Source organism: Photobacterium rosenbergii (assembly GCF_033022775.1).
GTDB classification, from domain to species: Bacteria; Pseudomonadota; Gammaproteobacteria; order Enterobacterales; family Vibrionaceae; genus Photobacterium; species Photobacterium rosenbergii_A.
Genome location: NZ_JAWJZI010000006.1, coordinates 112,291 through 136,727, shown reverse-complemented (window position 1 = coordinate 136,727; position 24,437 = coordinate 112,291). Strand labels below are relative to the sequence as shown.

General features: G+C 49.5%; 24 protein-coding genes and 1 tRNA gene. 22 read left to right on the top strand and 3 right to left on the bottom strand.

Annotated elements, in window-relative coordinates:
- Nucleotides 1-88 precede the first annotated feature (88 nt).
- Nucleotides 89-712 carry a Holliday junction branch migration protein RuvA gene (gene ruvA, locus R2X38_RS16290; RefSeq protein WP_317523386.1) on the top strand — a complete coding sequence of 208 codons (624 nt, stop codon included), beginning with the start codon at nt 89-91 and terminating at the stop codon, nt 710-712.
- A gap of 38 nt (nt 713-750) precedes the next feature.
- Complete coding sequence (gene ruvB, locus R2X38_RS16285; protein ID WP_317523385.1) at nt 751-1,767, top strand: Holliday junction branch migration DNA helicase RuvB; 1,017 nt, start codon at nt 751-753, stop codon at nt 1,765-1,767.
- Between the two features lie 73 nt (nt 1,768-1,840).
- Here ruvB and R2X38_RS16280 read toward each other — a convergent pair whose 3' ends face one another.
- Nucleotides 1,841-2,737, bottom strand: a complete 897-nt coding sequence (locus R2X38_RS16280; protein WP_317523384.1) for a dihydrodipicolinate synthase family protein — start codon at nt 2,735-2,737, stop codon at nt 1,841-1,843.
- A gap of 278 nt (nt 2,738-3,015) precedes the next feature.
- Between R2X38_RS16280 and R2X38_RS16275 the strand changes: the two genes are divergently transcribed.
- From R2X38_RS16275 to R2X38_RS16190, 18 genes are all read left to right on the top strand, one after another.
- On the top strand, nt 3,016-3,888 hold the full coding sequence (locus tag R2X38_RS16275; protein WP_317523383.1) for a MurR/RpiR family transcriptional regulator: 873 nt from the start codon (nt 3,016-3,018) through the stop codon (nt 3,886-3,888).
- A 479-nt stretch (nt 3,889-4,367) separates the two neighbouring features.
- The gene (locus tag R2X38_RS16270) at nt 4,368-5,081 is read left to right on the top strand and encodes an N-acetylmannosamine-6-phosphate 2-epimerase (RefSeq protein ID WP_317523382.1); all 714 of its coding nucleotides are present in this window, start codon (nt 4,368-4,370) and stop codon (nt 5,079-5,081) included.
- On the top strand, nt 5,078-5,959 hold the full coding sequence (locus R2X38_RS16265; RefSeq protein WP_317523381.1) for an N-acetylmannosamine kinase: 882 nt from the start codon (nt 5,078-5,080) through the stop codon (nt 5,957-5,959). The genes R2X38_RS16270 and R2X38_RS16265 overlap by 4 nt, the downstream gene beginning before the upstream one ends.
- 50 nt (nt 5,960-6,009) lie before the next feature.
- A complete protein-coding gene (locus tag R2X38_RS16260) occupies nt 6,010-7,491 on the top strand; it encodes a sodium:solute symporter (protein WP_317523380.1) in 1,482 nt (493 codons plus the stop codon).
- A gap of 81 nt (nt 7,492-7,572) precedes the next feature.
- On the top strand, nt 7,573-8,043 hold the full coding sequence (gene nanQ, locus R2X38_RS16255) for an N-acetylneuraminate anomerase (protein ID WP_317523379.1): 471 nt from the start codon (nt 7,573-7,575) through the stop codon (nt 8,041-8,043).
- A 996-nt stretch (nt 8,044-9,039) separates the two neighbouring features.
- Nucleotides 9,040-10,626, top strand: coding sequence for a cytochrome ubiquinol oxidase subunit I (gene cydA / locus R2X38_RS16250; protein ID WP_317523378.1), 1,587 nt, complete (start codon nt 9,040-9,042; stop codon nt 10,624-10,626).
- Between the two features lie 17 nt (nt 10,627-10,643).
- Nucleotides 10,644-11,780, top strand: a complete 1,137-nt coding sequence (gene cydB / locus R2X38_RS16245) for a cytochrome d ubiquinol oxidase subunit II (protein WP_317523377.1) — start codon at nt 10,644-10,646, stop codon at nt 11,778-11,780.
- 11 nt (nt 11,781-11,791) lie between these two features.
- On the top strand, nt 11,792-11,905 hold the full coding sequence (gene cydX, locus R2X38_RS16240) for a cytochrome bd-I oxidase subunit CydX (RefSeq protein WP_317523376.1): 114 nt from the start codon (nt 11,792-11,794) through the stop codon (nt 11,903-11,905).
- Nucleotides 11,898-12,200, top strand: coding sequence for a cyd operon protein YbgE (gene ybgE, locus R2X38_RS16235; protein ID WP_317523375.1), 303 nt, complete (start codon nt 11,898-11,900; stop codon nt 12,198-12,200). Before cydX ends, ybgE begins: the two co-directional genes overlap by 8 nt.
- 275 nt (nt 12,201-12,475) lie before the next feature.
- Nucleotides 12,476-12,883: a tol-pal system-associated acyl-CoA thioesterase gene (gene ybgC, locus R2X38_RS16230; protein ID WP_317523374.1), complete on the top strand. Its 408-nt coding sequence runs from the start codon at nt 12,476-12,478 to the stop codon at nt 12,881-12,883.
- A complete protein-coding gene (gene tolQ / locus R2X38_RS16225; RefSeq protein WP_317523373.1) occupies nt 12,880-13,563 on the top strand; it encodes a protein TolQ in 684 nt (227 codons plus the stop codon). The genes ybgC and tolQ overlap by 4 nt, the downstream gene beginning before the upstream one ends.
- 5 nt (nt 13,564-13,568) lie before the next feature.
- A complete protein-coding gene (gene tolR / locus R2X38_RS16220; RefSeq protein ID WP_317523372.1) occupies nt 13,569-14,015 on the top strand; it encodes a protein TolR in 447 nt (148 codons plus the stop codon).
- Nucleotides 14,016-14,028: 13 nt separating this feature from the next.
- Nucleotides 14,029-15,072, top strand: coding sequence for a cell envelope integrity protein TolA (tolA, locus tag R2X38_RS16215; protein WP_317523371.1), 1,044 nt, complete (start codon nt 14,029-14,031; stop codon nt 15,070-15,072).
- 10 nt (nt 15,073-15,082) lie between these two features.
- Nucleotides 15,083-16,432 carry a Tol-Pal system beta propeller repeat protein TolB gene (gene tolB / locus R2X38_RS16210; RefSeq protein WP_317523370.1) on the top strand — a complete coding sequence of 450 codons (1,350 nt, stop codon included), beginning with the start codon at nt 15,083-15,085 and terminating at the stop codon, nt 16,430-16,432.
- A gap of 35 nt (nt 16,433-16,467) precedes the next feature.
- A complete protein-coding gene (gene pal, locus R2X38_RS16205; protein ID WP_317523369.1) occupies nt 16,468-16,998 on the top strand; it encodes a peptidoglycan-associated lipoprotein Pal in 531 nt (176 codons plus the stop codon).
- A gap of 18 nt (nt 16,999-17,016) precedes the next feature.
- A complete protein-coding gene (ybgF, locus tag R2X38_RS16200) occupies nt 17,017-17,763 on the top strand; it encodes a tol-pal system protein YbgF (RefSeq protein ID WP_317523368.1) in 747 nt (248 codons plus the stop codon).
- 120 nt (nt 17,764-17,883) lie between these two features.
- Nucleotides 17,884-18,945: a quinolinate synthase NadA gene (gene nadA / locus R2X38_RS16195; RefSeq protein WP_317523367.1), complete on the top strand. Its 1,062-nt coding sequence runs from the start codon at nt 17,884-17,886 to the stop codon at nt 18,943-18,945.
- A 102-nt stretch (nt 18,946-19,047) separates the two neighbouring features.
- Nucleotides 19,048-19,920, top strand: coding sequence for a bile acid:sodium symporter family protein (locus R2X38_RS16190; RefSeq protein WP_317523366.1), 873 nt, complete (start codon nt 19,048-19,050; stop codon nt 19,918-19,920).
- Between the two features lie 75 nt (nt 19,921-19,995).
- On the opposite strand, the gene R2X38_RS16185 is transcribed toward R2X38_RS16190, so the two are convergent.
- Complete coding sequence (locus tag R2X38_RS16185) at nt 19,996-20,583, bottom strand: UPF0149 family protein (RefSeq protein ID WP_317523365.1); 588 nt, start codon at nt 20,581-20,583, stop codon at nt 19,996-19,998.
- Nucleotides 20,584-20,828: 245 nt separating this feature from the next.
- On the opposite strand from R2X38_RS16185, the gene R2X38_RS16180 reads away from it, so the two are divergent.
- Nucleotides 20,829-20,916, top strand: a tRNA-Ser gene (locus R2X38_RS16180).
- Between the two features lie 131 nt (nt 20,917-21,047).
- Here the strand turns inward: R2X38_RS16180 and R2X38_RS16175 are convergent.
- Nucleotides 21,048-23,552 carry a Lon protease family protein gene (locus tag R2X38_RS16175; RefSeq protein ID WP_317523364.1) on the bottom strand — a complete coding sequence of 835 codons (2,505 nt, stop codon included), beginning with the start codon at nt 23,550-23,552 and terminating at the stop codon, nt 21,048-21,050.
- 153 nt (nt 23,553-23,705) lie between these two features.
- On the opposite strand from R2X38_RS16175, the gene R2X38_RS16170 reads away from it, so the two are divergent.
- Entirely contained in the window at nt 23,706-24,437 is a 732-nt protein-coding gene (locus R2X38_RS16170) for a PHP domain-containing protein (RefSeq protein ID WP_317523363.1), read from the top strand.

Genomic DNA, 24,437 nt, shown 5'->3' with positions numbered 1-24,437 from the left:
GTGCTTGAAATGAAAAAAGAGCTGGATATACATCCAGCTCTTTACTATCCTAGAGCCAATTTTGTGGATATAGAAAAGAGATCTTGCTGTGATTGGCCGACTACGTGGAATCATCATTGAAAAACAACCACCTGGAGTATTGCTTGAGGTGAACGGCATGGGCTATGAAGTCCAGATGCCGATGAGCTGCTTTTACGAGCTGCCGGAAGTTGGCCAAGAAGCCATTATCTCGACTCACTTTGTGGTGCGTGAAGATGCGCAGTTGCTGTATGGCTTCAATAAGAAAAGTGAACGCGACCTTTTCCGTGAAGTGATCAAAGCCAACGGAGTGGGGCCTAAGCTTGGCTTGGCGATCCTATCGGCGATGACGGCGAGCCAGTTCGTATTGAGTGTTGAAAACGAAGACGTGACCACTTTGGTGAAGATTCCGGGTGTCGGCAAGAAGACGGCCGAGCGTTTGGTGGTCGAAATGAAAGACCGCCTCAAAGGTTGGGGCGAGGGCGACTTGTTCACCCCGGCGCTTGATACCGCAGCATCGAACGCACCGGTACAGGACACAGCTTCTCAAGCTCGCGCCGAAGATGAGGCAGTCAGCGCCCTTGTTGCCCTTGGCTACAAGCCTCAGCAAGCCTCTAAAGTCGTGGCCCAGGTGGCCCAGCCAGAGATGACCAGCGAAGCCATTATCCGTGACGCGCTGCGTTCAATGGTGTAAGTGCTGTTTTTATTGATTTTGAATGTAGGTAAGACTTGATGATAGAAGCAGACAGACTGGTCGCCAATGATTACCCGACCACGCGTGAAGAAGACATTATTGATCGCGCGATCCGCCCCAAGCTCCTTGAAGACTATAAGGGGCAGGATCATGTCCGTGATCAGATGGAAATCTTTATCAAGGCTGCCAAGCTGCGTGACGAAGCTTTGGATCACTTGCTGATATTTGGTCCGCCGGGATTGGGTAAAACCACACTGGCCAACATTGTTGCCAATGAAATGGGCGTGAGCATTCGTACTACTTCTGGTCCTGTGTTGGAAAAAGCCGGTGATTTGGCAGCGCTGCTGACCAACCTGGAAGAAAACGATGTGTTGTTTATCGATGAAATCCACCGCCTCAGCCCACAGGTTGAAGAAGTGCTGTATCCGGCGATGGAAGACTACCAGCTGGATATCATGATCGGTGAGGGCCCGGCGGCACGCTCTATCAAGATTGACCTGCCACCCTTTACCCTGATCGGGGCTACGACCCGTGCCGGCTCGCTGACTTCGCCGTTGCGTGACCGCTTCGGTATTACCCAGCGCCTTGAATATTACAAGGTGGAAGACCTCAAGGGGATTGTCCAGCGTAGTGCAAACTGTCTTGACCTTTCTATGGAAGAGGCGGGTGCGATGGAAGTGGCGATGCGAGCCCGTGGCACGCCGCGTATTGCCAACCGCCTGCTGCGCCGAGTGCGTGACTTTGCTGAAGTAAAAGGCAATGGCCATATCTGCCCGGATGTGGCAGCAAAAGCCTTGGATATGCTCGATGTCGACAGCAGCGGTTTTGACTACATGGACCGCAAACTGCTGATGGCGATTATCGACAAGTTCATGGGCGGGCCGGTTGGCTTGGACAACCTTGCTGCGGCGATAGGTGAAGAGCGTGACACTATCGAAGATGTGCTTGAACCATACCTTATCCAGCAGGGTTTCCTGCAGCGTACCCCGCGTGGCCGTATTGCCACTCATCGGGCCTATCTGCATTTTGGGTTTGATGTGCCTGAGAGTAAATAAACTCCAACCATAATGTAAATACGTAAAAAGCGAGGCAGTGCCTCGCTTTTTCGTTTCTGCTTTGCTGTAGAGCTTAAGCTTTCAGGAAGCCAGCCGCCTGCATCTTGGCAACAACATCTGCTTTTTGCTCAGCAGTCAGTGCTTTAAGTGGTAGGCGCGGGTTGCCGGCATTAATGTCGTGAAGCGCCATTGCTGCCTTGCCAGCTGCGACACCACCGTATTCGACCAGTACACGGATCAGTGCAATCACACTATCCATTCCCTCGATAACCTGTTGGTGTTTGCCTTGGTGGAAGGCTTCAATGATGGCATTGAAATGGGGAGCGGCGTAGTTGTAGGTACTGCCCACCGCGCTGGTTGCGCCAACGGCAAGTGCGCCCGGTAGGTGCTCGTCAACACCGAACGGAATATCAAACTTACCGTCGCAAGCACGGAGACAACGCTGGTACTCGTATAGGTCGCCACTGTTGAACTTCAACCCATAAAGGTTTGGAATACGTGACTCTGCCTGGATCAGGAACTGCTCCATATCCACATTTACGCCGGACATGCCTGAGTGGTAGTAATAGAAACCTTTTGACGGGGCAGCTGCCGCGACGGTTTCACAGTAATCTACCAGATCAGCCACTGAGCCTGGTTTGAAGAAACATGGACCAATTGCCGATGTTGCAAAGATATCCAAGGTGTCGGCGTGACGGGTAAGCTCTAGAGTATCAACAATGCTGAGCGCGCCGGTATGGATGATCAGTTTAAGCTGGCCATTGGCAGCTGCCACCCAGCGTTCTGCAATTGCTTTGCGCTCTTCAACCGAGCAGTGGATCCCTTCACCAGTAGTGCCACAGATGTATGCGCCTTTTACACCATCTTTGATCAGGTGTGCGGCGATCTGATCAATAGCGGTAAAGTTAACGTCGCCATTTGCCGTAAATGGGGTATGAGGAGCGGCGATTAGCCCAGTCAGTTTTTGCATAGTTCAAACACCTGTGAAGTTATACTTCAAAAAATATGTTGATAATGGAGTTTGGTTGTCATCTTATGGAGTAAAGTTTCATTTAGCAATCGATATAAGCAGGAAAACGGCTTAGCACATCGAAATTGTGATGAAGGTATCATCCCAATTAGATTGTAGTGACTTGGCTTGAAGTCCGCATACTTGATGAAATATCGATGGAGCTTTACTTCACAACAGTGATGATAAATGGGAGAATTGGTAGTAATACATGAGTTTAAGCCCCGTAGGATGGAACAATGGCCGCAAATCACATACCCGTAAAATCAGGAAAAGTGCTTGATATGATGGGCAGCATGCAAGAGAGCATGACGCCTTCGGCCCGTCGTATTTCTGAGTTTGTGATGGACAATCCAGCAGGGGTCACGAAGCTGTCCATTGCCGAATTATCGCAGATGGTCAATGTTGGCGAGGCGACAATTATCCGTTTTTGTCGGATGTTGGGGTTCAAGGGATTTCAAGATTTCAAAATGGATCTGGCTATTGAACTGTCCAACCAAAACCAGGGTGACAAGTCGATCCTTGATACCGATATTACATCAGGTGATGGTGCCGAACTTATTGGTCAGAAGCTTCAGACCACGATCAATAACGTGCTGTCCGAAACCTTGAACCTACTCAATTTTGATGCCCTTGAAGCGGTTGCCCAGCAGATCAGGGATGCCCGTGCTGTCTACTTTTTCGGAGTCGGTTCATCGGGGATCACGGCAGAGGATGCCAAAAATAAGTTTATGCGTATTGGCTACAATGTTGATGCCCTGACCAATAACCATTTTATGTATATGAAAGCATCATTGCTGCAGCCGGGGGATCTGGCGATTGGTATCAGCCATTCTGGTAATTCGCTGGAAACCACCAAGGCGTTGATGCTGGCAAAAGAAAATGGCGCGAGTACGGTGGCTTTGACCCATAACCCCAAGTCGGGGATCTGCAAGTATGCTGATTGGGTGTTGCTGAACGGCAATCGTCAGGGGCAGCTCCAGGGAGACTCAATAGGTACTAAAATTACCCAGCTTTTCGTACTGGATTTGGTCTACACCTTGCTCGTCAAAGACGATGTTGATGGTGCTCAGGCCAAGAAACTTCTCACCACCAAGGCCCTCGAGTCCTAACTCTCCAACAATGTTTGGATGGCAAGCCTGTCCCAATTGAAAAGGGCTTTGGCTTGCTGTTTTCCCCTCAGCAGGATCCTGCGTTATTGGCACTACACTTACGATAGTGTCACCTTGAATTATAACGGCCTGAGCACCCGGCAAGGTACCGCCACCAAAGGCAGCTGTATTGGTCTGCGCAAAGGGTGTTTGGGAAGCGTTGAAGTTTCCCATCATCGTTTCTTCCTAAATTGTTAATCAAACGGGCCGTATCTGATTGCGGTGGCTATTCTTGGCCAATTCGCTTCAGTGTTGGAGTGTTTCTCCATTGCGCGGTGATTTCAAACAAACATAAGTTCGCAATCGAAGGGTGTTTATGCCTAGAGCGAATAAGTGTGGTGTCGATCTCCTTTTTTGATCTTTACGGTTGAAGTTTTACTCCGTGGTGGGTAGATTGAAATAAAACTTCACTCTTGTTTTGTTTCTTGGAGTTATGCTTTATGACAGTTTCTACTGTTAACAATACTGTTCTGGCAACGCTGAAGCATGGGTTTGTGTCTTCATGCCAACCAGTTGATGGTGGCCCAATGGATTCTCCTGCTATTGTTGCCGCCATGGCCCAGGCCTCAGTGGCGGGCGGTGCGTCAGCATTAAGGATAGAAGGTATCGATAACCTCAAAGCGGTTAGGCCGACGGTATCTGTACCTATTATCGGTATCGTCAAGCGCGATCTTACTGACAGTGATGTACGAATTACGCCTTTTGTTGATGATGTTGTGGCTTTGGCTGAAGCGGGGGCTGACATCATTGCGATCGATGCGACTGAGCGTCAGCGCCCTGTACCCGTTGCAGATCTTGTCGCTGCGATCAAGCAGGCTGGCTGTCTTGCGATGGCGGATTGCTCCACTTATGAAGAAGGGCTTAACAGCCAGCGTTTGGGTGTAGAGGTTATTGGCTCGACCCTCTCTGGCTATACCGGCGGTACCGTACCGCTCGAGCCTGATTTCGCCTTAGTGACCAAGCTTGATCAGGCTGGTTGTTTTGTAATGGCCGAAGGGCGCTACAACTCGCCGCAACTTGCCCGTAAGGCGATTGAGGCGGGCGCGTCATGTGTCACTGTTGGTTCAGCGATTACTCGAATTGAACATATCTGCCAGTGGTTTAGTCAGGAAGTGTCACAGGCTGAGCGACCGGCAAAAGAGGCCATTTTATGACGACTTACTTAGCAATTGATCTTGGTGGAACGAAGCTGGCTGCTGCTTTGGTGAAAGATGGCATAGTCAGTGCCCGTCAGCAACTTGATACCCAGTCGGAGAAGTCTCCAGAGGTATTGCGCCAGAATCTGATATCACTGCTTGCGTCTTTTCACAATCAGGCTGATCAGGTGGTGGTTGCCTCTACGGGCATCATTCAGGATGGGCTGCTTACCGCACTTAACCCACTAAATTTGGGCGGCTTGGATCATTTTCCGCTCAAAGCAGAGATAGAAGCTATCACAGGGCTCCCTACACGGGTGATTAATGATGCCCAGGCCGCAGCATGGGCCGAACATCAGGCGACGGGTGGGCAATATAGCAACATGGCTTTTATTACTGTATCGACAGGGGTTGGTGCGGGTTTGGTGATAGACGGTCAATTGCAAATTGGCGCCCGCGGTATTGCCGGACATGCAGGTCACACCTTGGCAGATCCTCATGGGCCTGTATGTGGTTGCGGCCGCAGAGGCTGTGTGGAGGCGATTGCATCCGGAACGGCGATTGGTCAGCAGGGCTGTGCGGTTTTCGGTACCGGCTGTACGGGGCGGGACGTGTATCAGCGATACCTAGCCGGTGACGAGGCGGCAAAGCAGATTGTCACGCGTTCAGCGACTGTCATTGCTCAGCTGATCGCGGATCTCACCATTACCAATGACCTTGATGCTGTGGTGATCGGTGGTGGGGTTGGTCTAGCAACCAACTACCTGGAGTTGGTAGAAGAGGCTCTCTTTACATTGCCTGCGGTGTACCAGCCCAAATTACTTCCAGCTAAATGCAGCACTGATGCCGGACTGATCGGTGCTGCCCTGTGGGCACAATCCTGCAGACAAAGATAACAACATTTAGACATTTTATCTCAACCTACACTCTTGCGAGGAGCTAGCGCATGGAAATGCATGCTTTTGGAACCCTAAACTATATCGTCCTGCTGGTTTATCTGGCGGCGATCATGATGGTGGGAATGTATTTCGCTAAACGACAGAAGTCAGCGGATGACTATTTTAAAGCCGGTGGTCGGATCCCCGGTTGGGCGGCGGGGATCAGTGTGTTTGCCACCACCTTAAGTTCCATTACCTTTATGTCGATCCCGGCCAAGGCCTACACCGAGGACTGGACCTTTCTGCTCGGCCAATACATTGCGATTATCATCCTGCCGTTTGTATTTATTTATTACATTCCTTTTTTCCGTAAGTTGAACCTGACATCTGCTTACGAATATTTGGAAAAACGCTTTGATGTGCGGATGCGCTTGTTTGCCAGCCTGTCGTTTATGCTGTTCCACATCGGACGTATTGCAATTATCACTTACCTGACTGCGCTAGCGCTGATGCCATTCATTGATATTAGCCCGCTGACGATTGTCTTCCTGATTGGTGTGCTATGTATTGTTTATACCTTCATGGGCGGTATCGAAGGCGTGATTTGGACCGATGTGATCCAGGGAATCATGCTATCAGCAGCTGCGGTTATGATCTTTGTGATGATCTGCTTCAATGTCGATGGCGGTATGACTGAGATCTTCCGTTTGTCAGCAGAAGCCGATAAGTACTTCCCGGCTGATAAAATGGCATGGAGCTGGTCTGAAAGTACTGTTCCCGTGCTGATGATTGGTTTCCTGTTCGCCAGCTTGCAGCAGTTTACAGCCAGCCAGGATGTGGTACAGCGCTACATTGTGACTGACTCTATTGAGGAAACGAAAAAAGCCTTGGTCACCAATGCCAAATTGGTAGCCTGTATCCCAGTGTTCTTCTTCGCGGTCGGTGCAGCACTATTTGCCTACTACAACCAGCATCCAGAGTTGCTGCCTGAAAACTTCAACACCGGCGGGATCTTGCCATTCTTCGTGATTTCCCAGATGCCTGCAGGTATTGCCGGATTGATCATCGCAGCTATTTTTGCGGCATCACAATCAAGTATCTCGAGCAGCCTTAACAGTATCTCGGCGTGTTTTACATCAGATGTCTATACCCGATTTGGCGGCGAGAAAAGCCCTGAGCAGAAGCTGAAAGTCGGCCGACTGGTGACAGTCACTGCGGGTGTGCTCGGTGTGATTGCCTCTACCTATCTCATCATGTCGAATGAGAGCGAACTGTGGGATGCCTTTAACAGCCTGATTGGCCTGATGGGTGGCCCTATGACTGGTCTGTTTATGCTGGGTGTGTTTGTACGCCGTGCCAATGCCAACAGTGCACTGCTAGGTGTAGTGGTAGCTGTTGCGACTATCTTGTGGGTACGTGCAAGCACAGATCTGAACTTCTTCTTCTATGGCGTGATTGGCACCTTGGTGGTTGTGCTGGTGGGCTTTATCACCGCACCGCTGTTTAAAAACAGCCACAGTGATGAAGAGGTCAAGGCACTGACTATCTAACTCAGCTACAACCGTTACAAAAACAATTCCCCCTCAAGGTCCGTGCCGTAAAAGCCGGGCCTTTAATTTAAGAGAGTACCTATGATTGTTGGCCATATTGATCAGCGAGAGACATTTTCCTATCTGCCTGCTGCTGTCCACCGTAGCTTGGCATTTTTGTCTGAAACCAACTTAGAAGCGCTTCCCGTAGGCCGCTATGACATTGATGGCGACAATATCTTTGTCAATGTGATGGCGTTTGAAACAGCTGGTGCTGATAGCAAGTTGCATGAAGTGCATCGCGATTACCTGGATATTCAATATCTCATTGCCGGAAATGAACGTATTGGCTTTGCATTGGCAAGTGAGCAACATACGGTTGAAACCCCTTATGATGCCGAGAATGATTTTTGGTTGGTCGGTCCTGTGGATTGCGAGTCTGAGGTCGTTTTAGAGCCGGGAATGTTTGCGATTTTTCTACCGAACCAGCCCCATAAGCCGGGTTGTGTTGTTGGGACGTCGCAACGAATAAAGAAAGCGGTGGTGAAAGTACACCGAAGCCTGTTTGAATAAATGTGAAATGAGAACCAAACAAAAACGAGGCCATCGGGCCTCGTTTTTGATTTTTAGCACCTAGCACAACTGTTATTTTGTTTAACCGCTGTTTCTATCGTTACAACTCTGTGACAAGTCGAGCGGGAGCCACAGGAAAAAAATATCGTGCATTTGGCAGCCGCTGCAGCAGTTGATTGCTTTATGGGCGATTTTTAGCAGCTGCTTTTGTACATTTCGGCAAAGCTTGGTTGGTATAACGCAATGATTTTTTCAAAAATACGAGCCATATCTACTTCCTCAATCTGAATCAAAATGGTTGGGGAAACAGCCTATAACCCGCCAAAAAGATGACTTTTACTCTCTGGGCGGCCTTATCTGTTTCTGGTGCTGATTATAGGTATTTTTGATTATTCCAAAAGCGAGTTAAATTTCAATTTCGCATAAGTTAAACTAATCCAAATTTGCAATTTATAGTCCATGTAACTACTGATTTGTCAGTAGTGACCAGGATTTTCTGGTCATAGATTGACCACCTTACGTGTGTTCAATCATTTTTTTTCTAAGGATAAACGCCAAGAATATGAAGCGATAAAACAGAATGTGAAGTGGTATTAATACGGCCATTCAAGATTTAGAAGAGTAGGGTTTTAATATCGCAAAGCCAGTTGTTTAAATGGCACTCAATAGTTTGATCTGAGTCAACCAAGGTGCGGGTGGTTAATCTTTGAGCGGCATTTATTGATATTTATCAAAGCAAATTGTGCGATAAATCCATTGAGCCAGAAGACGAATGCCAGTAATATTAGCAATGACTTTATTAGCTGTAGCTTAACAACAAATTAACTAATTTGGTACAGTGTCGCAACATATCAGGGATGCCACTGATTATTCAAATAATGGCAACCAGGAAGGTGACAAAATTGCGACGATGTTTGGCTACATTTTGCTAAGCCCAACCATAAGTGCACTGTGTTGTACTGTCGTCAGTCAGCCTGGCGAAAGAAGGAGTTCTCAATGTTCACTGATATCGTCGAACTATCGCGGTTACAGTTCGCATTAACTGCGATGTATCACTTTTTGTTCGTCCCATTGACTCTTGGTATGGCTTTCCTACTAGCCATCATGGAGTCGGTTTACGTAATGACCGGAAAGCAAATCTACAAGGACATGACCAAGTTCTGGGGTAAGCTTTTTGCCATTAACTTCGCCCTTGGTGTTTCCACGGGTCTTACCATGGAGTTCCAGTTCGGTACTAACTGGGCATACTACTCCCACTACGTAGGTGATATTTTCGGTGCGCCGTTGGCTATCGAAGCCCTTATCGCTTTCTTCCTTGAATCTACCCTAGTCGGCCTGTTCTTCTTTGGTTGGGATCGTCTATCCAAGCGTCAGCACCTTGCTGTTACTTGGTTGGTTGCTCTTGGCTCTAACTTCTCGGCGCTATGGATTCTGGTGGCAAATGGTTGGATGCAGAATCCTGTAGGTGCAGAGTTCAACTTCGAAACCATGCGTATGGAAATGGTGAGCTTTGCAGAAGTGGTACTAAACCCGGTTGCACAGGTGAAATTCGTTCACACTGTAGCGTCTGGTTACGTAACAGGTGCGATGTTCGTACTGGCTATCAGTGCTTACTACATCCTAAAAGGCCGTGATATCGCCTTTGCCCGCCGTTCTTTTGCGATTGCAGCAGCGTTCGGTATGGCGTCAATCCTATCTGTAATCGTTCTGGGTGACGAATCAGGTTACGAGCTAGGTGATGTTCAGCAAACTAAGCTAGCGGCGATTGAAGCCGAGTGGCACACAGAAGAAGCACCAGCCGCCTTCACGGTGTTTGGTATTCCAAACCAGGAAACCATGGAAACCGACTACGCGATCAAGATCCCTTACGTAATGGGTATTATCGCCACGCGTTCTTTCGATACCGAAGTAACTGGCCTGCGTGATCTGAAAGACGAGCACGAAGTGCGTATCCGCAACGGTATGGTTGCTTACGGCCTACTAGAGAAACTGCGTGCCGGTGACAAGACGCCTGAAAACATCGCAGCGTTCGATGCGGTGAAAAAAGATCTTGGTTACGGCTTCCTACTTAAGCCTTATGCCGAGAACGTGGTTGATGCGACAGAAGAAGATATCGCCCGTGCTGCGGATGACTCTATCCCAACTGTATGGCCGCTATTCTGGAGCTTCCGTATCATGGTGGCATGTGGCTTCCTGATGCTGGGTATTATTGGTGCGGCATTCGTCCAGTCTTGCCGTCATAAGATCACCGAGAACAAGTGGGTACTGAAAGCGGCGCTTTACGGCCTGCCACTCCCTTGGATCGCAGTAGAAGCGGGCTGGTTTGTTGCAGAATACGGCCGCCAGCCATGGGCTGTGGGTGAGATCCTGCCGGTATCAATGGCGGTGTCTAACCTGGCACCATCAGATATCATCACTTCTTTGCTAGCAATTATTGCGCTGTACACAGTGTTCCTGATTGCAGAATTGTACCTGATGATCAAGTTTGCTCGTCTAGGTCCTAGCAGCCTGAAAACTGGCCGCTACCACTTTGAAACTACCGATGCACCACAGAATGTTGTTGCGCGTCAGGTTGAAGCATAATCAGGGAGAGTTGAGCAATGTTTGAATATGAAGTATTGCGATTTATTTGGTGGGTGCTGATCGGTGTGCTATGCATCGGCTTCGCAGTCACTGATGGTTTTGACATGGGTGTCGGTGTGCTGTCCCGAGTTATCGGTAAGACAGACAGCGAACGCCGTGTAATGATTAACTCTATCGCCCCGCACTGGGACGGTAACCAGGTATGGTTGATCACCGCCGGTGGTGCACTGTTTGCGGCATGGCCATTGGTTTACGCAACAGCGTTCTCTGGTTTTTACTTCGCCATGATCATCACGCTGGCGGCGCTTTGGCTACGTCCTATCGGTTTCGACTACCGTTCAAAGATTGAAGATCCAAAGTGGCGTGAAACCTGGGATAAAGCGATCTTCGTCGGTAGCTTTGTACCGCCTGTGATCTTCGGTGTGGCGTTCGGTAACCTGATGCAGGGTGTACCGTTCGAGCTGAACGAATTCCTGATCCCGACGTACAAGGGTTCATTCTTCGGCCTGCTTAACCCGTTTGCACTGTTGTGCGGTATCGTGAGCATCCTGATGATCACTACCCAAGGTGCCGCATACCTGCAGATGAAAACCACTGACGCTATCCGCGAGCGCGCTCGCCGTGTAGCAATGCTAACCTCAGTAGGTACGGCGGTATGTTTTGCTATCGCTGGTATCTGGGCTCAGAGCATCGAAGGCTACATCGTGACCTCTGAAATCGCGACTAACGCGCCTTCTAACCCGCTGACTAAAGAAGTCATGCGCCAGAGCGGTGCTCTATTTGCTAACTTTGATGCTTACCCACTGTTGTGGATTGCACCGGCGCTAGCGGTAGCGATGCCTGTACTGACTGTATTGTGTTCTCGTGCCAACCGCGGCGCACTGGCATTTATCACTTCTAGCCTAACGATGGCGGGTGTGATTTTGACTGCTGGCTTTGCATTGTTCCCGTTCATCATGCCTTCAAGCCTGGTTCCAAACCACAGCTTGACCATGTGGGATGCAACGTCTTCTGAGCTAACCCTGAACATCATGACCGGTGTTGCCGCTGTGATGGTTCCGATTATCCTGGCGTACACCTCTTGGTGTTACTACAAGATGTTTGGCCGTCTTGATACTCAATATATCGAAGACAACAAGAACTCACTGTACTAAGGAGACAGACTATGTGGTATTTCGCTTGGATCCTGGGTGTGCTACTTGCTTGCTCATTCGGTATCATCAACGCGCTGTGGCTTGAAGCGACAGAAAATATGGATAAAGAGGATACCGGTGAGTAACCTCGATCACTGGGTGAAGCGTGCCCACCAGTGGGTGGACTTCGGTCTGCTGCGCGTAGCGTCACTGCTGATGTCGATGGCATCGGCAGGACTGGTGGTGTGGGAGCCCACACTCTTCGCCCAGGCGATTGGCGGATTCGGACCGGTCATCTCGCCAGCCCTGATTTGGGCAACGTGTGCAGCCATGGTCTTCGGCGTGGGTTTTGTCCCTCGCCGCTGGTACTGGCAGGTGTTTTTCACCCCGTATATCTCGTTGCCTATCTTGGCTTACATTTTGTTTTTGCGTTTGGCGTAACAAACTGATTTCAAACTGTTTACGCTGATACAAAAACATACAATTGAAACAGCCCATTGCAATTGAGTAATGGGCTGTTTTTTTATATCTGGATAAAATGCCACCGGTTAGGAAGTGGATAGGGAAGTACAGGCAGTGACAAGATCATCAAAAAGTAAAACTCTGACGGTTAACTGTTAATGCATGATTCCAATCTGGTAGCCAAGTTAGGTATAGTAAGCCCTTGAGTAAAAGCCTAAATACATTGGCACACGAACACCAAGGTTGGAATGATAATGACCGAAGAGCATCCGTTTGAATGGCCGATCAGGGTCTACTACGAAGACACTGACGTAGGTGGCCTTGTTTATCATGCTAACTATATTAAGTTTTTCGAGCGGGCGAGGACGGAACTCTTCCGCTCTGTCGGTGTCAGTCTTAACGACTTGTTCGCCGAAAAAGTCAGTTTTGTTGTGCGTCATTTAGAGGTCGACTACCTCAAAGGCGCCAAATTGGATGATCAACTTGTTGTAAGAACCTGGCCTAATACTATACGCCGGGCTTCAATCGAATTTTGTCAGGTTTTAGTTAACACTAGCGGGCAAACCTTGTGTAGCGCATCGATTCAGGTAGCCTGTGTCCACCCCGATACGTTGAAACCTATCAAGATCCCAGAACATATTTTATCGGAGATAACTAAGTGACTGAACTTTCGATTTTAGATCTTTTCCTTCAGGCGAGTCTGCTAGGTAAGGTCGTTGTAATCATTTTGATGTGTATGTCCGTTGCATCATGGACCATGATCATCAAGCGTTCCCAGGTCTTGTCACGGGCCAAAACCAATGTAGAACGCTTCGAAGACCGTTTCTGGTCTGGGGTCGATTTATCGCAGCTTTACCAAGAGGTAGAAGCGCGCAAAGACAACCTGACCGGTACCGAACAAATTTTTCATGCGGGTTTTAAAGAATTCGCTCGTTTGCACCGTAACAACGGCAAAGCCCCGGAAGCGGTGATGGAAGGGACCGGGCGTGCGATGCGCGTTGCCATGTCTCGTGAAGTGGAAGAGCTTGAAACCAACCTGCCATTTTTGGCGACCGTCGGTTCTATCAGTCCATATATCGGCCTGTTCGGTACGGTGTGGGGTGTTATGCACGCCTTTATCGCGCTTGGTGCGGTGAAGCAGGCCACGCTTGCCATGGTTGCTCCGGGTATCGCAGAATCTCTGATTGCAACAGCAATTGGCCTGTTCGCGGCGATCCCGGCTGTTATTTTCTTTAACAAGCTGACCAACCAGGTGGCCAAGCTCGAGCACTCTTACGCCACGTTTATGGAAGAGTTTTCTAGCATCCTGCACCGCCAGGCATTTGCTGCTCAGCAGGAGTAAAGGCAATGTCTTATCAACCGAAAAAACGCAAGGTTACTTGTGAGATAAACATTGTTCCCTATATCGACGTGATGTTCGTTTTGCTGATCATCTTTATGGTAACCGCTCCCTTTATTACTCAGGGCGTTGATGTTGATTTGCCGAGCACTACAACGGCTAAGACGGCAGCAGAGCTGGTTGGTGAAAATAACGAAAAGCCACCGATTATTGTTGAAGTTGACCAAGACGGTCACCTAGGGATCAGTGTTGATGATCAGGATATGCAACGTGGGCTGGGTCTTAACGACATACTTACTCGTGTTCGTGCCGAGTTGCAGCTTAATCCTGAGTCCGCCGTGCTGGTTGGTGGTGATGCGCGTGCACCGTATGCTTATATCATCGAGACCCTCGATGCCCTAAATCAGGCTGGTGTTGGATCAGTAGGTCTGATGACTGAACCTCTAGAGCAATAAGCAGGCAGGCAGGATGAAGAAAAGAGAATACAGTGCTGCCTTCATTATTTCGTTACTTATGCATGGTTCACTGGTCGCTATGTTGTTGTGGGGAACGGATTTCATCATGACAAAACCTAAGCCATCGGGAAACATCGTTCAGGCGGTGGTGGTCGATCCGGCTTTGGTGAACCAGCAGGCACAGCGCATTCGCCAGCAACGTGAAGCAGCAAAAGCTGCAGAGCAAGATAGGTTGAAGCGTTTGGAGCAGCAAGCCGATGCATTGGAGAAGATGCGTCAGGAAGAAGAGCAGCGTTTGCGCCAACTTAAGGCGGATAAGCTGAAAGCGGAAAAAGAAGCCCGTGAAGCCGAGCAAGAGCGCAAGCGCGTAGCGGCCGAGCGAGCAAAAGCGGCGGAAGAGAAGCGTAAAGCGGATGAAGCAGCACGTGTAGCGCGTGAGCAAGCTGCCAAGGCTGAAGCTGAGCGTAAAGCGAAACAGGAAGCAGCCAAAAAAGCTGAGCAGGAGCGCCAGCGTCAAGTCGCTGAGCAGCGTAAAGCAGAAGAAGCGAAACGCCAGGCAGAGGCTGCTGCGGCAAAAGCAGAAGCAGAACGCCAGGCACAGATCGCTGCCAAGAAGAAAGCCGAAGAAGAAGCCCGCAAAGCGGAGGCTGCCCGTAAGGAAGCCGAACGTAAAGCGGCCGAGGCCCGTGAACAACAGCGCCAGCAGGAAGCGGCACTGAATGATATGTTCGCAGGTCTTGAAGCTGAGTCTGAGCAGCGTGGCGGTGCCCGCGGCCAGTTTGTGGCGGACGAAACCCAACGCTACGGAGCCATCTATACCCAGATGATTCAGCAAAACTTGTTGGTAGAGCAAAACTTTATCGGCAAAGAGTGTGTGATCCGTATGCGTTTGTCGAGCAATGGCTTGGTGCTTGATGCATCGGAAGATAGTGGTGATAGTGCCGTATGCCGCGCAGCGAAAGCCGCGGTGGTGAAGGTTAGCCAGTTCCCGATGCCGGAAGATCCAGCCGTTGTTGAGCAGCTTCGCAATATCAGACTAACAGTAAGCCCGCAATAAGGAAGGAGTAATGATGAAACGTTGGTTAATGGGTTTGTGCGTGGCTCTGTTGAGTTTCAGCCAAATCGCACATGCAGAGTTGGAATTGGTGATCACCGAAGGGGTAGACTCTGCCCGTCCTATCGGGGTCGTACCTTTTAAGTGGGAAGGTGCCGGCAAAATGCCGACTGATATTTCGGCAGTCATTGCTTCTGACTTGCGTCGAAGCGGTAAGTTTTCGCCGGTATCGACCAGTAATATGCCGCAAACCCCTTCCATCGATACGGAAGTGGATTATAACGCCTGGACGTCAATGGGCGTCGATGCCCTGGTGACAGGTACAGTCGCCATGAACGAGCAGGGCAACTATGTCGTTAAATACCAATTGATTGACGTGGTGCGTGGTCAGCTCACCAGCGGTCAGAGCCGCGGTTTGGAAAATGGTGAGCTGGTGCTGACAAAGGATCATGTACTGATAGCTAAAACTTTTACCTCGACAAAGTCACAGCTGCGTATGTATGCCCATCGTATCTCGGATCTTGTCTACGAGAAGCTGACCGGTGAGAAAGGGGCGTTCCTTACGCGTATTGCCTATGTGGTGATTGATGATAAGGCACAGTACCCTTACCAATTGCGTATTGCCGATTATGATGGTTTTAACGAGCGCCTTGTATTGAAATCCCAGCAGCCATTGATGTCACCGTCATGGTCACCGGATGGTAGCAAGCTGGCATACGTGAGCTTTGAAAACCAGCAGGCGCAGATTTTTATCATGGATATCTACAAGGGTACCCGTGAAATGGTGACCTCTTTTCCTCGTCACAACGGTAACCCGCGTTTTTCGCCAGACGGCAAGAAGCTGGCGATAGTACTGTCGAAGAGTGGTAGCTTGCAGATCTACATTAAAGACCTGGAAACCAAGGAATTGAAGCAGATCACCCGTGGTCGCGCGAACAATACCGAGGCATTTTGGGATCCGAGCGGTGACTCTTTGATATTTACCTCAGACAGAGGTGGTAACCCACAGATATATAGAGTAAATTTAGCTGACGGTTCGACTAAGCGCCTGACTTGGCAAGGAAGTCAGAACCTCGGTGGTCAATTGACGCCTGACGGTCGGTTCCTGATTATGGTCAATAGGTCTGAGTCCGGCTACAACATTGCCAAACAAGACTTGAAAACCAATGCCGTGCAGGTACTGACCAAGACATTTTTGGATGAGTCACCAAGCATTGCGCCAAATGGCGGCATGGTGATTTACAGCTCGGTCAATAACAAGTCTAACGAGTTGTCCCTAGTGTCGATTGATGGGCGATTTAAAGCAAGATTACCTGCTACTAACGGGCGGGTGAGGGCTCCAGCTTGGGGACCTTTCTTGTAAGTTAGCAGTAACTAGTAATAAAAAAGGAAAATAAAATGCAACTGAACAAAGTTTTAAAGGGTTTGGCAATTGCGCTGCCAATGTTCACTCTAGCGGCATGTAGCTCAAGCGAAAGCACTGATAGCTCAGCGGCGTCAGAGACCAACACCGGTTCAACAACTGAACAGTCTACTGTAGTAACATCTCCTGTTGAGCAAGAGCCAGTACTATCTGAGCAGGAGCTACGCAGCCAGCAGCTACGTCAAGAGCAAACTGTTTACTTCAAGTTTGACAACGCTGAAATTCAGCCTGACTACCAGGACATGCTAACTGCACACGCTGAATACCTTCGTGATAACATGGAAGTTAAAGTGATTGTTGAAGGCCACGCTGATGAGCGCGGTACGCCAGAGTACAACATCGCCCTAGGTGAGCGCCGTGCAAACGCAGTTGCTAAGTACCTTCAGGCGCTAGGCGTATCTGCTAGCCAGATCTCAATTGTGAGCTACGGTGAAGAAAAGCCTCTAGTTCTAGGCCACACTGAAGCTGACTACGCCAAGAACCGTCGTTCGGTTCTGGTTTACTAAGCCAAATAGGTAATTACGATGAACAGTAACACAATGCGAAAGCTCGCATTTACGTTGCTGGTTGGTGCGGCGACCCAGGTGGTCGCCGCACCTGCTCCTGTTACTGAAATTAGCGGTAACAGTGCGCAGGGCGGTAGCCTGGAACGTCTGGAAAGGATGATTGAGGCACGCAACCAGGTGCAGTTGGATATGCAACGGCAACTGGATCAGCTGGCAACCGAAATGGATGAGCTACGAGGGATCGTAGAAAGAAACAGCTATGATCTTAGCCAGATGCTTGAGCGTCAGCGTGAACTCTACCGTGAGATTGACACCCTGAGCCGTCAGCCGCAAGCGAAGCCAGCTGAAGAAAAAGCATCGGAGAAGGCAAGCACCGAAGTTTACTCCGGTAATGTGAGTGAAAACGAAGCCTATGAGTCTGCCGTGAACCTGATCTTGAAAGAGAAGGATTACACCGGTGCGATCAGCGCATTCAAAGGTTTCCTTACTACCTATCCTGAATCAAGCTACAAGCCGAATGCGCACTACTGGCTTGGGCAGCTTTACTTCACACAGAACCAGCTACCTGATGCGGCAGAGCAATTCACCGCGGTTGCCAGTTTCGAGAAGTCCAACAAGCGTGCTGATGCATTGCTGAAGCTGGGGATCATTGCCGAGCGAAGCAAGAAAACAGAAGACGCGAAGAAATACTACCAGCAAGTGATTTCCGCCTACCCGAACTCAACCAGTTCACGCCAGGCGCAAAGTAATCTTGATAAGCTCTAAGCGCTTGCCCGGATAGATATAAGAAGGCCGTTTATACGGCCTTTTTTGATCCATGCTATTTGAACGTTTGCGGTGTATAATGCGCGGATTGTACATGGACAGCAATAGAGCAACCGAGCTATGAGTCTAACATTTGATCCCTCTGAAATGGTCTATCCGTTTCCACCTAAGCCGACTCCGCTATCTGTCGAAGAACAGCAGGAGTACAAGGCAAAAATCAAGGCATTGCTAAAGGAAAAAGATGCAGTGCTGGTGGCCCACTACTACACCGATCCTGAGATCCAGGCTCTGGCGGAAGAGACCGGCGGCTTTGTTGGCGATTCGCTGGAAATGGCCAAATTCGGTAACCAGCATCCGGCTAAAACGCTGGTGATCTGTGGTGTACGCTTTATGGGCGAGTCAGCCAAGATCCTGACCCCGGAAAAGCGTGTATTGATGCCGACACTGGAAGCCGAGTGCTCACTCGACCTGGGTTGCCCGATTGATGAGTTCAGCAAGTTCTGCGATGCGCATCCAGACCACACTGTCGTGGTGTATGCCAATACATCCGCGGCGGTAAAAGCCCGTGCAGACTGGGTGGTGACTTCAAGTATCGCGCTGGAAATTGTTGAGCACCTAGATAGCGAAGGCAAGAAAATTATCTGGGGCCCCGACCGTCACCTAGGCTCCTATATCGCGAAAGAAACCGGTGCGGATATGCTGCTGTGGCAGGGCGAGTGTGTCGTGCATGACGAGTTCTCGGCCAAAGCACTGCGTGATATGAAGCACCTGTATCCGGATGCAGCGATACTGGTTCACCCAGAATCACCAGCCAGCGTTGTAGCCCTTGCCGATGCAGTGGGCTCGACCAGCCAGCTGATCAAGGCAGCGAAAGAGCTGCCTAACCAGCAGCTGATTGTTGCTACGGACAAAGGTATCTTCTTCAAGATGCAGCAGATGGTACCGGGTAAAGAGCTGATCGAAGCGCCGACAGCTGGTGCGGGTGCGACTTGTCGCAGCTGTGCCCACTGTCCATGGATGGCGATGAATGGCCTCAAAGCGATTGAACAGGGCCTGCGCGAAGGTGGCGAGCAACATGAGATTTTTGTTGACGAGTCGCTACGTGAAAAGTCACTGATCCCGCTGAACCGTATGCTGGACTTTGCTGCCCAGCTACAGGTGAGCGTGAAGGGCAATGCGTAAAGCATTATAATGTATAGCAAAAGAGCGACCTTGGGTCGCTCTTTTGCTATATGCCACAGCGCATATTGGAGTAGACTCTACGTTTAAGGAAGGAGATCTCGAATGGGACAGACGATGCTGACGGTGGCGTTGCCCATCGCGCTGGCATGGATGATGTACTGTGTGGGTCTGACACTGTCTGTGGCGGACTTCAAAAGGGTTGGCCGCTATCCTATGGCGGTACTGGCGGGACTGTCTGCCCAATTGATCGGCTTGCCGTTGATCGCACTGGCTTTGATCCAAATTCTCGGTTTGCCAGAAGTTGTTGCGGTGGGCTTGTGGTTATTGGCTTTGGCACCTGGCGGGGCATCATCGAATGTGATCACTCACCTGTGCGGCGGTAATACCGCGCTGTCAATTTCGATGACCGCTGTCAGCAGTTTGATCATCCCTTTTAGCCTGCCTTTATTGCTTCCTGTTGTATTGAGCGAAAGCCAATTGGTGTTGCCACTGAAAACGGCTATTTTGCAATTGGTCATGGTGACTCTGGTGCCGGTATCAATTGGGATGCTATGCCATCATCTGGGGCGTGGAAAACGGTTCGAAACGTTTGCCAAATGGGCGGGGCGTTCGTCGATTTGGGTATTGATGTTTACTGTAGCGATCACACTGGCTGCCAACACTAAGGTGTTCCAGCAGCTATTCTCAAGTGCGTCGATCGTGGCGATTGCCTTGTGTTTGTTGGGGATGGCATTGGGCGTGATAGTTGCCCGGTTGCTCAAAGGTGGGGAGCAATTGACCAAGACATTGGCTATCGAGGTGGGGATCCAAAATGCCGGCACCGCCATTTTCGTTGCCGTCGTTCAACTCAAACAGCCTGAGTTGGCACTGACTCCGTTGTTGTACGGCGTATTGATGAACATTCCGGTTGCGGTGATGATCTATCGCCATCAGCGCGGACGCCTGCGTGCTTTGTTTGCCCGCGAGCCAAACTGATCTCACAGTGATATAAAAAAGGCGGCCACTCAGTACGGGTTGTACTGTTGGCCGCCTTTTTTTGTCTGTTATAGATTAGGCTTCTTCTTCGTCTTCGTTGACCAGCTGGTAGCCACGAATAGTCAGGCCACACAGCATTGTCGGGACAGAGGTGAAGATTTCTTCAAATTGGGCTAGGCCGTCAGCACCTTCTTGGGAAAGGGCTTCCATCGCATTTTCTGGATCGTAAAGTAGGCTAAAGCAAAGCAATACACCGCCAAGCAGCGCGTTGTTTTCGCTCTCTTCCGGCATAATCGTTTCCCAGTCATCGCGAGACAATTGCCAGCCCTGAAGCAGACCTTCAGAAAATTCGCGGGCTTCGCTTGAGACCAACTCTTTGTCATCGAGTGCACAACCTTCCGGCCATTGCCAGCTGCCTTCAAGCAGTGATTCACGGCTTTCATTCCATAGGTCAATAATGGCATTGGCATAGTCTTCAAGTTCTTCCTGGCTTGTAAAAGGAGAAGACTCTTCACCGCCCCACATGAAGGCCAGCCATTCAGACGGATTGATAAGGTGAGGGGCCGCTGCCATTGCTGTCACAAAGCCACGGGTCTGGGCTTCGGAAAGCAACTGTTGAGCCAGTTGTGGGTTTGCCAGCAGGGTGCGTAAAGATGAAGACATAATTCGCTCTCGTATATTTGGTATCTGGGTAGGTCCAACGCAAGTCTGTCGCTGGAAGAACACGATTTTAATTAGGGGTATTGTAACAGGGTCGTGAACAAGGTGGCACTGTTCACCGGCAATTCGGGAACTTTGCTGCAATAGTAAACACTCAATTGATTGTGCTATGTTTTTTGTTGACCTTTACTGCCTCAGCCACTATAGTACCGACCCTGTTGAGGCAACATGCCTTGGCAGCACAATTTGGTGAGGTGTCCGAGTGGCTGAAGGAGCACGCCTGGAAAGTGTGTATACGGCAACGTATCGAGGGTTCGAATCCCTCCCTCACCGCCATATTCGATGAAAAGCCCGTTGGTTTCCAACGGGCTTTTTCGTATCTGTCATTTACCGTCTCATCGGGGGGCGGGACGTCTCCTGGTAAACCGTGTTTTCGGTTCACTCTTCCCAAATGGTAGGCTTACCTGCTAGTCCTTTGTTTTTTTTAAACGTGCATGGCCGTTTGTTTTGCCGTTTGTTTTATTGAGCGCCTTATTCATTTGTTTTATGCGGGAAATTACTGCGCCATTAATACTGTGGGCGGGGAACTGCTTTTGGCTGTTAATTTCGCCCATAGGCAGTCCGGTGAGCAGGACCATGACTTGGCTGATGTGATCAACGGCCCAGACGTGAAATTGTTTGCTTTCCACCGACTGACGTACCTGCTTGTTAACCATGAGGTGGGCAGCATTGGTTTTCGGGATGATCACCCCTTGTTCCCCGGTTAGTCCTCCAGCGTTGCAGATATCGAAGAAGCCCTCGACCTTCTCATTGACGCCGCCGATGGCTTCAATGTTGCCATGCTGGTCTATCGCACCGGTTACCGCAATATTTTGTTTTAGGGGGATCTGGGCGATGGCCGATAGCAATGCACATAGTTCGGCGGCCGAGGCACTGTCACCATCGACCATACCATAGGATTGCTCGAAGGTGAGGGTGGCCGAAAAAGCCAGCGGTTGCTGTTGTTCGTATTGTTCTCGCAGGAAGGCGGTCAGGATCATCACTCCTTTGGAGTGGCTTGCGCCACTGAGGTCTACCTCTCTCTCAATATCCAGGATATTACTGGGTCCGAGGTGTACTGCTGCTGTAATGCGGCTTGGGCGGCCAAACGTACTGTCATCAAGGCAGATCACCGACAGGCCGTTTACCTGCCCGATGGTTTCCCCTTCCGTTTCAATTTGATGGATACCCCGGTGAATGCTGTCTGTAACGCACTCTTTTAAGTAGCCAGCGCGGTATTGGCGGGCGTCAATCGTTTGCTCAACGGCTTGTAGGGTGATCAAATTATGATTATGTTGTTGGGCCCAGTAATTTGCCTCAAGCAAGACGCCGCTGAGAGTTTCTCGATGCAAAGTCAGCTTTTCACCGTCTTCGACTAACCGCGCGGCATATTCAATGATTCTTGCTACCGCATTACGGTCAAGGTGACGGGTATTTGCTTCTGACTGCAGGGTTTTGATTAAACGAGAGTACAGTCGGCATGATTCCGGGGTCCGGGTCAGCTGCTCAGAGCAATCGGCTTGTATTTTGAACAGTTGCCCGAAGTCGGGATCGTAGCGCTTTAACAGGTAATATGTCGTACGATCACCAACTAATATGACCTTGATATCCAACGGAATCGAATCCGGCTCAAGGCTAGAAAGAGCACTGACACTGAGTTGCTGTTCCAGCGGCTGAAGCTTGATTTCCTCTGACAACAAAGTGCGCTTGAACAGATCCCAGACAAACGGTTTGTTAAGCAGTTGGATGACATCGAGGATGAGGTAGCCGCCGTTGGCACGGTGAAACGCTCCGGGCTTGATGAGGGTAAAGTTGGTGATAAAGGTGCCAAGCTCACCTTTGTGTTCGATCCGTCCAATGAGGTTGGCATAGGTCGGGTTATCTTCGTAGATGATAGGAGGGCGTTCAAGCCTGCTGTTGTCAATAAGGAGATTGACGTCATAGATGGTATATGGACTAAAGCTCAGTTTTTGTCCTGTATATTCATTTACCTCTGTCTCGAGGCTGCCGTTGAACAGTGGAATATTATTGAGCACATGCTGCTTAAGGTTTTCGGTATGGCTGACAATACAGTCAATGGCCATTAGATCCTCGGGGAGTTGGCTGATCAGGTAATCGAGAGTGCTGGCGATAGACTCCCTTTCGAGTTGGTCTTTTTTCTGTCTCATTTCCTGATCCCAGAGCGGCACTTGCTTGAGCAGATTAACGAGCATTCGTCTAAGCTCATTGATTGATTGATCAATGGCTTGCTGTTTCTCTTTTGGTAATTTTTCAAACTCTTCCTTGCTGAATATCTTGCCTTCCTTTACCGGATGGATCACATAGCCATTGCTCGAGCGCTTCAAGATGCAGCTTTTTGTTTTGGCTCTTTTTTCGATGGCTCGGAAGGCGGCAATTTCCTTGTCATTGAGCTCGTTTTGTAGCTTGTCAACATTGCTAATGAAGTCCTCGTTTTGTAACAGCGTAGGCACGGTCTTTTTCAGCTCTTCAATCAGGTGCCAAAGACTCTCTTTCAGTCTGATCCCCATACCTGCGGGTAACTGGAGAGCAACAGGTTTATTTCCGTTACTGAAGTTATTGACGTAGCACCAGTCGGACAGTTTACTTTTTAAATCGGCATGTTGGGCCAGCAGCTGCTTGGTCATTGTGTGTTTACCCAGCCCTGCTGAGCCCATAACAAAGATATTGAACCCTTTGCTAGGGATCCCTATGCCGACTTTTAGTGCTTCAATGGCACGCTCTAGGCCAAGTGGAGAGGATTCTGCAGCGATGTCTTCTGTGGTATCAAAATCGAGTAACGCGGGATCGCAAGGGTGGAATAGTTTGGCCGCTTCGAGTCTTGTCGCAGCCGTTACCTGATCGGGATGAGCGGAGTAGCAGGCCGAACTCAATGTCTTACGTTGTAGATTGAACTTAGAATACAAATCATTCATAGCACTGGCTTATCCGGCTGATATCGATATAGCGCTAAGTATAATAACCATTGGGCAATTGGCAGCTTCAACTGTTAGAGCGAAGCTTAGAAAGTGCTATTTTCGGGCCTATCAAAGCTGAGGATTTCTCCTATCTTTAAGGTGGAGGGGACTATGATTGAGTTTGATAAGCTTTCCAGTTTCTTCTCTGGCTATTTTCAATTTAAGCCTAGAGATAAGTTTATTTATCTTGATTTCCATCTGCATACTGTAGCCGCAGAGGGAGCAACGATAACGCCTTCGGTCGTGTCTTTTCTGTTGGAACAACCCCATTTGATCGCGGTGACAGACCACAACGATATCAGGGGTGCTGCTGCAATGTGTGAAATTGGTATGAACAATATTCCGAGTATAGAGCTGGTTTGCGAGGATGGTTTTGAATTGCTCGTCTATTTTAACAGCCTGCAAGACCTCGAAGCTTTTTATGCAAAGGAAGTAGAAAAGAGCAAACATCGCTACCGGATGGCGAGGACGGATAAGGGGATCGATTACTACCTAGATTTGTTGCAAGAAAGGGACTGTTACCTATCAATCCCGCATATCAATGGGTTGGCCGAGAAGAATTACTTGAAAAATATGCCTCAGATGAAAAGTGTGATTAAGAGGGTTGATGCTATCGAAACTTATAATCATGCACTTCCCAAGAACAGAAATGTTAATGCACAAATTATCAGGCGTTTTTATCAGTTAGAGGCAACGTTTGGTAGCAGCGCTTTCATTAGACATGAGCTGTTGTCTTTTTGCCGTTTTCTCGGGCAAGAAGAAAGGCGCCATCAGCGGCTACTGGGTAGCTTATACCAACGTCCTTCGAGGGTGGGGCTTGCCCAGCGCCGGGCTGGGCAATGA